The organism is Algoriphagus sp., from assembly GCF_030694375.1.
In the GTDB taxonomy this organism is placed as follows: domain Bacteria; phylum Bacteroidota; class Bacteroidia; order Cytophagales; family Cyclobacteriaceae; genus Algoriphagus.
This window is the reverse complement of sequence record NZ_JAUXYL010000038.1, coordinates 301079-313834: the sequence shown is the minus strand read 5'-3', so window position 1 is coordinate 313834 and position 12756 is coordinate 301079. Positions and strand designations below refer to the sequence as shown.

Sequence of the window (12756 nt, the reverse complement as noted above, 5' to 3'; positions counted from 1 at the left end):
TAAAATCAAATCATTATATTCAAAATGCAAAAATTGAGCGATCGATGAAATGCTTTTTATTGAATCCTTTTTCCAACCTGACACTGTAACCCTTTTATCTATGGAATTAATTATTAAAAATCTCTCCAAAACTTACTCAAATGGAGTGAAAGCACTGAACGACATTTCCTTGACCGTCCCTCAAGGTATGTTTGGTCTTCTTGGGCCAAACGGTGCCGGTAAATCCACGCTGATGCGTACCATTGCCACGCTTCAGGATGCAGACTTTGGCACAATCACACTGAATGGAATTGATGTCTTGAAAGACAAACAAGCCGTTCGTGAACGATTGGGCTATTTGCCACAGGACTTCGGGCTTTATCCCCGAATCAATGCGGAAACGATGCTCGACCACATCGCACAGATGAAAGGAATCGGAAATAAGTCCGAACGCAAAGAACTCGTAGCTTCACTATTGCAAAAAGTCAATCTTTTTAAAGACCGCAAAAAAGGCCTCGGTACGTTCTCCGGCGGAATGCGACAGCGATTTGGGATTGCTCAGGCATTGGTAGGAAATCCTACCTTGATCATCGTGGATGAACCTACGGCTGGTTTAGATCCATCAGAACGTAACCGATTTTATAACCTGCTCTCAGAAATCGGCGAAAACACCGTTGTCATTCTCTCTACCCACATCGTCGAGGACGTAAATACCCTTTGCTCGAATATGGCCATCATCTGCATGGGTGAAGTCCTGATGCAGGGCAAACCTAAGGAAGGGCTTTCTATTGTTCAGGGAAAAATCTATAGAAAAGCGATCGAGAAAAGCGATCTCGAAAAATACCGAAAAGACTATCAGGTAATCTCGACCAAGTTGATCGAGGGAAAGCTGAGTTTGCGAATTGAAAGTGATGAAGACCCGGGAAATGGATTTGTGCCTACTCCGGCAGATTTAGAAGATGTGTACTTCAGTTTTATTTCCAAAAAAGTAGATCCAATCACTATTTAATCTTCAGCTATGTTTAAGGACATCTTTTTATTTGAGCTGAAATACAGGTTCAGCCGTCCGGCTACCTGGATTTACTTCGCCATGCTATTGGTTGTTCCCTTGCTGCTGATAGGATTTGGAAATACCCCCGCTTCGGAAAAAGTCTATCACAACTCCCCTATTGTCATTGCCAACCTTTTGGTTTTGGTATCTCTTTTCGGGATTTTGATTGCTTCAGCCGTGATGGGCGTACCGCTTTACCGCGACTTGGAGCATAAGACCGGAAATTTCCTGTTCAGCTACCCGATTGGTAAGTTCGGCTATTTCATGGGTCGGTTTTGGGGGTCTTTTGTCGTGCTCTTGTTTATTTCTCTGGGAGCATTGCTTGGAATTTATTTGGGAAGTTTGCTCGGCCCACTCTTTGGAACAGATGCAGATCGCTATGGGCCAAACGCCCTGATTAATTACCTCCATCCCTGGCTTACACTGGTCGTTCCAAACCTTTGGCTAGCAGGTTCACTTTTCTTCGCTCTGATTATTTTCACCCGAAATATCCGCTCGATCTACTCTGGAGGAATTGTCATTTTCATCGGGTATTTACTTTCGAATTTTCTGGCTCAGGATATTGAGAACAAGGATTTGGTGCAATTGATCGATCCTTTCGCTCTGAATTCATTTGACATCCAAACCCGCTATCTGACGCCTTTTGAGCAAAACAGTTTCCTGCTTTCTGTGACTGGAAATTTACTTTGGAATAGAGTCATTTGGGTTTCTGTCGGGCTCTTTTTCTTTGTCTCTTCCTATTTCAGGTTCAGTTTTACTTATTTCTTTCAAACTGTTCAAAAGAAACTCACTTCGAATACTGACAACGAAACTGCTCCTGCTGGTTTGCTGAAGCGGGTAATGCCAGATTTCACAGCTGATTATCAGTGGAAGAGTTTTATAACCTTAACCAAAATTGAGATTCAAAATGTACTGAGAGACATCTATTTCCGCTCGATTTTACTGGGAGGAATGATCTTTCTTGTACTGGACTTCTGGATTGGAAATACGATTTATAGTGTTTCGAATTTCCCCTCCACTTCCTTTTTGATGGAATACAAAGGCTATGATTATTTGCTGTTTGTATTCATCATCATTGTGTTTTTTACAGGAGAGTCCTTACACCGAGACAAATCCACCGGCTATTCTGTCATCAACGATACTTTCCCGGTCAAAGACGGAGTCGTCATCTCATCCAAGTTTTTTGGAATGGCATTCATTTGTTTGATTTTGACTACACTCCCTATCGTAGTTGGTCTTTTGGTTCAGTCCCTCAAGGGTTATTTTGATTACAATCTGCCTGTCTACCTGATCGATAGCTATCTAATCACCCTCCCGGACTTTTTGCAAATGGTCATGTTGGTATTTGCTGTTCATTTGGTCGTCAACAACAAGTTCGCAGGACATGCAACTGCGATCGGCATTTGGGTTGTCATGATCATTCTGAGAAATTTTGCCAATTATGATTTCAATCTATTCTTCTTCAGCTATAAGCCAGGCTACACCTGGAGTGATATGAATGGATTGGGCCACTTTGTAGAGCCCTTGGTTTGGTACAACATTTACTGGACAGCTTGGGGGATTTTTCTGGTCTTGTTCTTCAGCATTTTTTTCAGTCGAGGTATTGAAGATTCCTGGAGAAGCAGGCTAAAAACGGCTAAATCCCGGTTGGGAAATCCAGCTCCAAAGTTATCCTTTGCGTTTCTTACCATCGCCTTACTTACCGGAGCTTATATTTATCAGACTGTCGTCTATGAGAATGGCTATTTGACTTCGGATGAAGGCAAGGAAAGATCGGTTGTCTATGAGCAGCAACTAAAAAAGTACGATCGCCTTCCTCAACCCAAAATCACCAAAATCAACATCAAGGCGGATCTATTCCCCATGGAACGAAATGCCTTCTTTGAAGCACAAGTTCAGATGGTCAATAAAACCGATAGCCCCATTGACTCGATTCATTTTAACAGCACAAGCTTGACCAATTTCACGGTATTACTGGGCAACGATACACTTTCCTATCGATTCCCGCTTGAGTATAAGCCTCGGAAGTTTCAGATTTTTGGCAAAAAGCCAGAACGGGAATGGTATAAAATCACTGCTTTGCCTCAGACTATGATGCCTGGCGACACACTGGACTTTGTCATCATCAGTGAAAAAACCAATTCAGGCTTTCCTAATTCCGGGTATGGTCGAGAGATTGTCTACAACGGGACATTTTTCAGTGGTGGAGTACCGGAAATCGGCTATTCTGCCAGTTCTGAGATGAACAGTGATGAAGACCGAAAGAAATATGGACTTCCTCCCAAGCCTGAAGATCTGCCGGAACACCGGGATCCTTATGGAGAAAAAACGCTGCTATTCGTGGATGATGCTGATTTTATTCAGTTTGAAACGGTAGTCAGTACAATACCGAGTCAAATCGCTGTTGCACCCGGCTACCTTCAAAGAGAGTGGGAAGAAAATGGAAGACGCTACTTCCACTACATTCAGGATACACCGATTCAAGCCTTTTTCACATTCGTTTCGGCAGAATTTGATGTATTGAGAGATGAGGCAGTCCTACCTAGCGGACAGAAAGTGGATCTCGAAATCTTTCACGACCCCAAGCATAAATACAACTTGGATCGCTTTATGGGAGCGTATCAGGACGGAATTACCTACTTCTCTGAGATCTATGGAGACTTTCAATTCCGCCAAATGAGATTGTTGGAGTTCCCGAGGTATTCCACCTTTGCGCAGTCATTTCCTAATACCGTTCCTTTTGCGGAAAGCTTTGGATGGGTTGCAAACTTCAAAAATCCGGACGACTTTGACTATGTCTATTTTGTGACTGCCCACGAACTGGCCCACCAATGGTGGGGTCATCAGATCACTCCTAATTATACCCGTGGGTCCAATTTGATTTCAGAAGCTTTGGCAGAATATTCCGCCTTGATCCTGACTGAAAGAAGATATGGAAAGGACAATATGAAGCGATTTCTCAAGGATGAACTCGATCGCTACCTGTCTGGAAGATCCAATGAAGGAAAAAAGGAAAACACTTTTATCAACTGTAACCGACCTTACCAATGGTACTACAAAGGAAGTTTAATCCTTTACGGGCTTCAGGACTTGATAGGGCAAGATGCGATGAATTCAGCTCTTTATGCCTTCAACCAAGAATTTGGCTTAAAAGAAACACCGCCATTCCCCGGAAGCTATGATCTTTACCGACACTTGGATGCGGTAACTCCGGACAGTTTGAAATATTATCTCCACGACACTTGGAACAAAATCACGCTTTATGACAACAAAGCTGAGGAAGTTCAGGCCAAACGAATCTCAGAAGGGGAGTATGAAATCACCTTGAAAGTGAAATCCCAAAAGCTCTATGCAGATGAAACAGGCCGAGAAGAAAATGCGATCTATGAGGCAGATTTTATCGATATCGGGGTGTTTGCAGCTGAAGACAAGGACGAAAATGGACGAACCCGGGTGAATCCACTCTATATCCAAAAGCATAAAATCAAACCGGGACAATCGACCATCACAATCAAAGTCAAAGGCGAACCTGTCAAAGCAGGGATCGATCCATACAACAAACTGATCGACCGACTACCGGATGACAACACCATTTCAGTCGTAATCAAATAAGCTAAAAGCTCCGAAGAAATTCGGGGCTTTTGTTATAATTCAGAATTTTCCCCAAAAGGTATGGAAGCAAAAAGCCCTGAATTGCTTCAGGGCTTGACACTATATCTACTGTAAATCGACTTAAATCCCGAAGGCAGCCTTTACTTGATCTACGAAATCAAGCTTTTCCCAAGTGAAAAGCTCCACTTCTTTGACGATAGCTTCTCTGTATGGAGAGTAAAAGGTCTTTTTCACTACTTCATTTTTCCTGCCCATGTGGCCGTATGCGGCTGTTTCTTCATAGATCGGATTTCTCAGCTTCAATCGCTGCTCAATCGCATAAGGACGCATGTCGAAGATAGACTCCACTTTTCTGGCAATTTCGCCATCACTCAATTCTACTTTGGCAGTACCATAAGTATTGATGTAGATTCCCATTGGCTTTGCAACTCCGATCGCATAGGATACTTGCACCAGAATTTCATCAGCCACACCCGCTGCCACCATATTTTTGGCGATGTGACGCGTTGCATAAGCCGCAGAACGGTCAACTTTCGATGGATCTTTTCCGGAGAAAGCTCCTCCACCGTGTGCGCCTTTGCCACCGTAAGTATCAACGATGATTTTTCTACCGGTCAAGCCAGTATCCCCGTGAGGACCACCGATCACAAACTTACCGGTTGGGTTGATGTGGTAAACGATCTCATCCGTGAATAACTTCTGAAGTTCCGGCTTCAATTGAGCTTTCACTCTAGGAATGAGGATATTGATGATGTCAGCTTTGATTTTTGCCAGCATGGTTTCCTCCTCATCGAAGTCGTCATGTTGAGTAGACACCACGATCGCATCGATTCGCTGAGGCACATTATCGTCGCTGTATTCGATGGTCACTTGAGACTTGGAATCAGGTCTGAGATAAGTGATGTCCTTGTTTTCTCTACGCAACGCCGCCAATTCTTTGAGGATCATGTGGGAAAGATCCAAGGCAAGCGGCATGTAGTTTTCGGTTTCGCTGGTTGCATAACCAAACATCATCCCTTGGTCACCTGCGCCCTGCTCCTCAGGATTCTTACGCTCCACACCCTGATTGATGTCGGCGGACTGCTCATGAATTGCAGAGAGAACTCCACAGGAGTTGCCTTCAAACATGTACTCGCTTTTGGTATAACCGATACGGTTGATGACATCACGGGCGATCTTTTGCACGTCAAGGTAAATATCAGATTTGACTTCCCCGGCCAAAAAAACCTGTCCGGTGGTCACGAGCGTTTCACAAGCTACTTTAGAGTTGGGGTCGAAGGCTAAAAAATTATCAATCAGCGCGTCGGAAATTTGGTCAGCGATTTTGTCAGGATGACCCTCAGACACTGACTCTGAGGTAAATAAATAGGACATATAGCTAGTTTATTGATGCGTTTTCAAAGGAAGCCCAAAATTACAGGAACTGGGGGAAATAAAAAATTAATGAAGGAAGACAGGTGGATATTGAGCGAAACTTGACGCTTATACTACTAGAAAGTTTAAGATTGGTAAATAGATTCATTTGCCAGTCTTTAAGGATTTGAATTTTTCTTCATTTTTTTTATAAAATCACACTTTATGTGCCGAAAACGTGAAAAAAATCACATAATCGGAACATAAGATGTGATTTAATGAAATGCCCATGAGAAAAATTCTCACACAGGGGAATGATTATCCGGGGCATTCCATATGGCCATTAAAAATCAAATTATAAACAGATGAAATGGTGCAGCTTCTGGAGAAGCAGCACAACGAGGTCCGCACACAAAATGTGATTTTTGGCTTTTAACTAACCGCGGCTTCTGGAGAAACAGTTCAACTTTTGCCACTTTGTCTAGCGCCTTGTGTCTAACTTCTTGACTCTTTCCTCACCAATCCCTCCGTAATCTCATTCATCGCTTTCACTTTGAATTCAAAGTCGCCTTTGAGCGTCTCACGATAGGCATTCAGATTGAGCAGCAGGTCATCGATTTCCTCAGGAAGCACTTCTTCCAACAGTTGCCGCAGTCGTTTTGCAGTAGTCGGGGATTTGCCATTGGTGCTGATGGCGATTTTCAAGTTGCCTTTGGTCACAATTCCTCCCAGATAAAAATCGCAGAGTTCAGGGGTGTCAGCGATATTCACCAAAAGAAAACGCTCTTTGGCTTCATCACGAATTTGTTGATTAACAGCCTTGTTGTCCGTCGCCCCAATGACGATGTGCTTACCGCCAAGATACTTTTCGTGATAAAGATCCTCAATCAAAGTTACCGTATCGGCTTTTGCCGCCACTTCCAAAAACTCCGGTCTGAATTCCTTTGAAACCACAGTCACTTGTGCTTCTGGGCTAGATTTCAATAGAAATTCCAACTTTTCCGTAGCCACAAAACCTCCTCCGACCAGCAGGACATTGAGTTCATGGACTTTGAGGAAAATGGGGTAGAGATGGTTCATTTTATTAGAAGCAAGACATTAGATACAAGATTTGAGAAAGTTGTAAGGTTGTAAGGTTGGAATGTGGTAGGGTTAGGAAGCTCAACTAGATTTCATTTATCGGAAAATATTGCCTCATATGGCTTCGACTCCCTGCCTACCGACAGGCAGGCGCTCAGCCTGACACGATTTTCGACGCTTATGGATTGCCAATTACAATTGATTTCTGGTTACTGCAAACTGGGACTGCCTACTGACCAATCTATACACTTCCGCCAATTTCACACTTTCTTTGACAACTTCCCCAACAATTATTATCGCTGGAGCCTCGGCTTGGGCTTCTTTTGCTTTGTGCTCAATGTCGGAAATATACCCGGCCACAATCTTTTCTTCAGAAGTGGTTCCGCTTTGAATAATTGCGATTGGAAGGTCTGATTTCCCAAATTGCTGGTAAACCTTCACGATTTCAGCCAGCTTTTTGGTGCCCATCAAGATCACAACCGTAGCTGTTGATTGTGCGGCCAAAGCCAAATCACGGGAGAGTTCACACGAAGAAGTGGTCCCAGTCACCACCCAAAAACTTTCGGACACACCACGTTTGGTCACGGGAATCCCCGCCGAAGCCGGAACTGCAATTGCCGAAGTAATTCCCGGAACCAAAGCAGTGGGTATCCCAAACGCCTCGATGTATTCGATTTCTTCTGCACCCCGACCGAAGACAAAGGGATCGCCGCCTTTCAGCCTTACGACATGACCATGCTCTTTTGCAAGGCTCACACAAAGTTGATTGGTATCCTCTTGAGGAGTGAAATGCTTTCCAACCCGCTTTCCAACGAAAATCTTCAAAGCCGTCTCAGGGGCATGTTTTAGTAAAACAGGGTCTATTAATGCGTCATAAAGCACTACATCAGCCGTATTCAGTGCTAAAATCGCTTTTAGCGTGATCAATTCCGGATCACCGGGACCGGCACCGACGAGTGTTACTTTTGGATTGATGGTAGTTCTCATGCCTCCACTTCCTCCTCACGGTATGTTTTGAGCAGGCTGTAAACTTCCATGGCCTGTTTTGCATAAGCTATGGCAAATTCTTCAGTCGGTTCGTACTGATTGATCTGATAAACTTTCTCAGCGAAAGTGCCTTCCAAATTGATTTTTCCGGTCTCGACAAATTTCTCATCGAAAAGGGAAATAATATTCGCATAGCTGTTGGTGCTGGTGTCTTCACTAAGCAAAAGCGCTTTGGCAGCGTTGATCAGTCCTGCATAATGGTGGTAAATGCTGTCTGACCATCTGCCTTGTTCCAGCGCTTCCTGACCTTGATCCAGCTTTTCCAATGCTTCCAAAAGTAAAGTCGCCACCAAGTCAATCACGACTCCGGCACATTCGCCTACGCCAACAGCAACTTCATAGGCTTGATTGTGTCCCCAATCCACAGAATCAGATTCAGTCACCGTCGATGCATCACTGAGTTCCTTTAGCAATTCATAGAAATACATCTGTCCTTGGCGATCATAATATCCCAGGAAGTCTTTTCCTCCGGCATTTTTCTCAAAATCATCCAATAGAACCCGCAAAGCCTGAGGTCCTCTTCGACTGGGAACTTTGGTCACCTTATCGGCAAATCGCCCGTTGCCATCGCCCAAATTTCCACCACCAAGCAGCACCTGGAGCGCAGGCACAACGGTTTTGCCCGATTTCATGGACATTCCCTGAAATCCGATATGCGCCATGTTGTGCTGACCGCAGGCATTCATGCAGCCCGAGATCTTGATGACCAAATCACGGTTTTGAAGGTATTGGGGGTATTCTTCCAAAATGACTTTTTCAAGTTCGACTGCGATGCCGGTAGAGCTTGCAATTCCAAGGTTACAAGTATCTGTGCCCGGGCATGCAGTGATATCACCGAGTGTGTTGTAACCACGCTGTCCAAGTCCGATTTTCTGGAGTTCTAGGTAGAAAAAGGGAACCAAGTCCTCCCGCACATCCCTGATCAGGAAGTTTTGACGAAGGGTAAACCGTACTTCGTTATTCGCATATTTTTCCACCAAATCCGATAGAGCTCTTGCTTGATCGATGTAAAAATCCCCCAAAGAAACTTTCACTCCGATGGCTACATAGCCTTCCTGCTTTTGTGGCAGTACATTGGTCAGTTTCCAAAGTTCAAAATCCAGCCCGGGTTCTTTTTCGAGGGTCGGACTTTCGGGATTGGGAAGGGTTTTCCCCGCCTCATAGTCTTCAAAATCCAGCGGGAAACTTGAAAAAGGCAATGCTTTTCTTTCCTTTTCTACCAAATCCAAAAACGCCTCGACACCCAGATCTTTCACCAAAAACTTCATTCTGGCCTTGTTTCTTCTGGCGCGCTCTCCATGGCGGTCAAAGATCCTGAGCAATGCCTCGGTGAAGGGGATAATCTGATCCGTTTCAACAAACTCAGAAATCATATCCGCATGCCGGGGCTGAGAACCCAAGCCACCTCCTAGGAGAACTTTAAATCCCCTAACCTCTTTCCCATCAACGATTTTCACTTTTGGGATAAAGCCCAAATCATGCAAATAACTCAAGGCAATGTCTTCATCCGAAGAAGAAAAGGACATTTTGAACTTACGGCCCATTTCCTGGCAAACCGGATTTCTCAAAAAGTATCGGAAAGTGGCATCCGCATAAGGAGTCACGTCAAAAGGCTCTTTGGGATCAATTCCTGCCAGTTCGGATGCTGTGACATTTCGAACCGTATTCCCACAGGCTTCTCGCAAGGTGACATCATCCCGCTCCAATTCGGCCCAAAGTTCAGGAGTCCGATCCAAACTCACGTAGTGGATCTGAATGTCCTGACGGGTAGTGATGTGAAGCCTTCCTGTGGAATACTCCTCCGAAACCTTGCAGATTCTTCGCAACTGAGAGGATGTTACCCGCCCATAAGGCAGTTTGATGCGGATCATCTGTACGCCTTGCTGCCGCTGTCCATAGACTCCACGGGCAAGACGCAGACTGCGAAATTTTTCCTCATCGATTTTCCCCTCTCGGAAAAGGGCGATTTTTCGTTCCAATTCCAGAATATCTCTTTCTACAATCGGATTTTCCAGTTCGGTTCTGAAGCTTTGCATGGTTACAATAGGTTTTCCCTATAGGGATAGTGCTTTTTTAATTAAATCGATTCTTCATTCGTTTTCAATCTTCGGAGTTCGATATTCAAAATTCGGTGTTCATCATTTTTAAATATCGAATGTCGAACATCGAATAATGAATAGCGAAGTCTTGTATGCCGCCGTGAGTGTCTCCACTCATGGCATTTCAGTTTTTTTTAAATGCCGCTTCCGGAGAAGCAGCATGACTTGACGTCGTCCACTTCAGAATTCGATATTCAATATTTTAATATCGAATATTGAACATCGAAGTTCGGGTACTTGATACTTGATACTGATATCTAGATACTATTCAATAAACCCAACAGAAACCGTATCATAGCTTCCCTCATCGATCAGAATAAAGCTTCCGTTCGACTTATTGTCATGATAGGAATCAAAGTGGATCGGTTTGCTCAGACGGAAATGAACCCGCCCGATATCATTCAACTTGAGCTGTTCTGCTTCCTCTGTTCCGGTGAAATCGGTGTGAATTCTGCTTTCAATCTGATCGACTTTTGCCAAAACCCGATTGATTCCATGTTGCAAAATATATTTTCCTCCCACTCTCAATGCTTTGCTATTCACTTGGCAAATGGTGGCGGAAAGAGTTTTCTCACTTTTAGGCACAAAACCACTTTTCACAATCATATCCCCACGGCTGCAATCCACTTCTGTCGCCAAGGTGATGGCAATCGATGATCCGGGAGCCGCTTCCTCCAATTCCTGATCGAAGAAATGAATGCTTTTGATCGTGGATTCATTTCCGGATGGAAGCACAGTCACAGCATCCCCAACTTTCAGACTTCCTCCGTAGAGTTTACCAGAGAAACCCCTAAAATCATGGTATGCTTCTGTTTTTGGTCGAATCACATATTGAATAGGAAATCTCGCTACGGTACTTTCCTGTAAATCGGCAGGTTCGAGAATCTCCAAATGATCCAAAAGTGTATTTCCGAGGTACCAAGGCATGTGCTCGGATTTCCGGGCGATGTTTTCACCCTTCAAAGCTGAGACCGGAATAAATGTAATTTGTTCCTGACGGAAATCACTTTTCTCCACCAGCGCATCAAAATCAGCTTTGATTTTCAGATAAATATCCTCGTCATATCCGACCAAGTCCATTTTGTTGATCGCTACTACCACATGTGAAATGCGCAATAGGTTGCTGATAAAGAAGTGTCGGTAAGTCTGCTCGATTACCCCTTTGCGAGCATCGATCAGGATAATTGCCACATTGGAAGTCGAAGCTCCAGTTACCATATTCCGAGTATACTCCACATGGCCGGGCGTGTCTGCGACGATGAAATTGGTCTTTTCGGTATTGAAATAAATATGTGCCACGTCAATCGTGATGCCTTGCTCTCGCTCTGCCACCAGTCCGTCTGTAGCCAGCGAAAAATCCAGATAATCGTAGCCGCGTTGCCTGGAACTGCGTTCGATGGCTTCGATTTTGTCAGTAGTGAGGGACTTTGTATCGTATAGCAATCGCCCGATCAGCGTGCTTTTGCCGTCATCAACTGAGCCTGCTGTGGCGATTTTTATGAGTTTTCTGCCTTGTATGTCCATTTTTTTTGAGTCAATAGTTTATAGACAATAGTCCATAGATGTCTGAGTTGAAAAGATACTTTGTACTTGGTACATGGTACTTTGTACTTAAAAATACCCAACCTTTTTCCTCGTCTCCATCGCTGCTTCAGAGCGCTTATCATCGATTCTAGCTCCTCGCTCCGAAATCGTAGAGTCCCGAATTTCGGCCACTACATCATCCAAGGTCACCGCTTCCGAAAGAACAGCTGCGGTACAGGTCATATCCCCGACGGTTCTGAAGCGGACCATTTTCTCTTCCACCAACTCCGTCTGCTCTCTATACACATGCTCGTTGGCAGTCCAGATCATTCCGTCACGAAAGAATACCTCGCGCTTATGCGCAAAGTAAATCGAAGGAATCTCGATATTTTCAGTTTTGATATACTCCCACACGTCGAGTTCAGTCCAGTTGGAAATAGGGAAAACGCGGACGTTTTGACCCACATGAATTTTTCCATTCAGCATGTCGAAAAGCTCCGGACGCTGATTCTTCTCATCCCACTGACCAAAGTCATCCCGCACGGAGAATACACGCTCTTTTGCTCTGGCTTTCTCTTCGTCTCTTCTTGCTCCACCGATACAAGCGTCAAACTTGAATTCCTCGATTGCGTCGAGCAAAGTGGTCGTCTGTAGGGTATTCCGGCTCGCATAGCGGCCGCGCTCCTCCCGAACTTTGCCCTGATCGATGGAATCCTGCACATTTCTCACGATTAGTTCCAGACCCAATTCGGAAACCAATTTGTCCCGAAACTCGATGGTCTCGGGGAAATTGTGGCCTGTATCCACATGCAGAAGCGGAAAAGGAATTTTTGCGGGGAAAAAAGCTTTCTGAGCCAATCTCACCAAGGTGATGGAGTCTTTTCCTCCCGAAAAAAGCAAAACCGGACGCTCAAACTGCGCCGCCACTTCCCTCAGGATGTGGATCGATTCTGCTTCTTTGGGATTGGGTATGAATAGGTTTGACATTGGTATTTTTGATTTACGATGCTT

Annotated in this window: 8 protein-coding genes; 2 read left to right on the top strand and 6 right to left on the bottom strand. The window is 44.5% G+C overall.

The window, feature by feature from the left end; translation table 11 throughout:
* Window positions 1-100: 100 nt before the first annotated feature.
* A complete protein-coding gene (locus Q8M62_RS13115; RefSeq protein ID WP_304902159.1) occupies window positions 101-988 on the top strand; it encodes an ABC transporter ATP-binding protein in 888 nt (295 codons plus the stop codon).
* Window positions 989-997: 9 nt separating this feature from the next.
* Entirely contained in the window at window positions 998-4642 is a 3645-nt protein-coding gene (locus tag Q8M62_RS13110) for a M1 family aminopeptidase (RefSeq protein WP_304902160.1), read from the top strand.
* A 120-nt stretch (window positions 4643-4762) separates the two neighbouring features.
* On the opposite strand, the gene metK is transcribed toward Q8M62_RS13110, so the two are convergent.
* The 6 genes from metK to cysD form a co-directional block, all read right to left on the bottom strand.
* Window positions 4763-6016, bottom strand: a complete 1254-nt coding sequence (metK, locus tag Q8M62_RS13105; protein ID WP_304902161.1) for a methionine adenosyltransferase — start codon at window positions 6014-6016, stop codon at window positions 4763-4765.
* A 474-nt stretch (window positions 6017-6490) separates the two neighbouring features.
* Entirely contained in the window at window positions 6491-7075 is a 585-nt protein-coding gene (locus Q8M62_RS13100; RefSeq protein WP_304902162.1) for a bifunctional precorrin-2 dehydrogenase/sirohydrochlorin ferrochelatase, read from the bottom strand.
* A 192-nt stretch (window positions 7076-7267) separates the two neighbouring features.
* The gene (gene cobA / locus Q8M62_RS13095; RefSeq protein WP_304902163.1) at window positions 7268-8062 is read right to left on the bottom strand and encodes a uroporphyrinogen-III C-methyltransferase; all 795 of its coding nucleotides are present in this window, start codon (window positions 8060-8062) and stop codon (window positions 7268-7270) included.
* Window positions 8059-10158, bottom strand: coding sequence for a HEPN domain-containing protein (locus tag Q8M62_RS13090; RefSeq protein WP_304902164.1), 2100 nt, complete (start codon window positions 10156-10158; stop codon window positions 8059-8061). Before Q8M62_RS13090 ends, cobA begins: the two co-directional genes overlap by 4 nt.
* Window positions 10159-10485: 327 nt before the next feature.
* Window positions 10486-11745 (bottom strand): sulfate adenylyltransferase subunit 1, encoded by a 1260-nt coding sequence (locus Q8M62_RS13085; protein WP_304902165.1) that lies wholly within the window; start codon window positions 11743-11745, stop codon window positions 10486-10488.
* A gap of 87 nt (window positions 11746-11832) precedes the next feature.
* Window positions 11833-12732, bottom strand: coding sequence for a sulfate adenylyltransferase subunit CysD (cysD, locus tag Q8M62_RS13080; protein ID WP_304902166.1), 900 nt, complete (start codon window positions 12730-12732; stop codon window positions 11833-11835).
* Window positions 12733-12756 lie beyond the last annotated feature (24 nt).

Coding starts and splice junctions, on each gene's coding strand:
- Q8M62_RS13115 (WP_304902159.1), top strand. CDS start 101: ATGGAATTAATTATTAAAAATCTCTCCAAAACTTACTCAAATGGAGTG.
- Q8M62_RS13100 (WP_304902162.1), bottom strand. CDS start 7,075: ATGAACCATCTCTACCCCATTTTCCTCAAAGTCCATGAACTCAATGTC.
- Q8M62_RS13085 (WP_304902165.1), bottom strand. CDS start 11,745: ATGGACATACAAGGCAGAAAACTCATAAAAATCGCCACAGCAGGCTCA.
- cysD (WP_304902166.1), bottom strand. CDS start 12,732: ATGTCAAACCTATTCATACCCAATCCCAAAGAAGCAGAATCGATCCAC.
- Q8M62_RS13110 (WP_304902160.1), top strand. CDS start 998: ATGTTTAAGGACATCTTTTTATTTGAGCTGAAATACAGGTTCAGCCGT.
- Q8M62_RS13090 (WP_304902164.1), bottom strand. CDS start 10,158: ATGCAAAGCTTCAGAACCGAACTGGAAAATCCGATTGTAGAAAGAGAT.
- metK (WP_304902161.1), bottom strand. CDS start 6,016: ATGTCCTATTTATTTACCTCAGAGTCAGTGTCTGAGGGTCATCCTGAC.
- cobA (WP_304902163.1), bottom strand. CDS start 8,062: ATGAGAACTACCATCAATCCAAAAGTAACACTCGTCGGTGCCGGTCCC.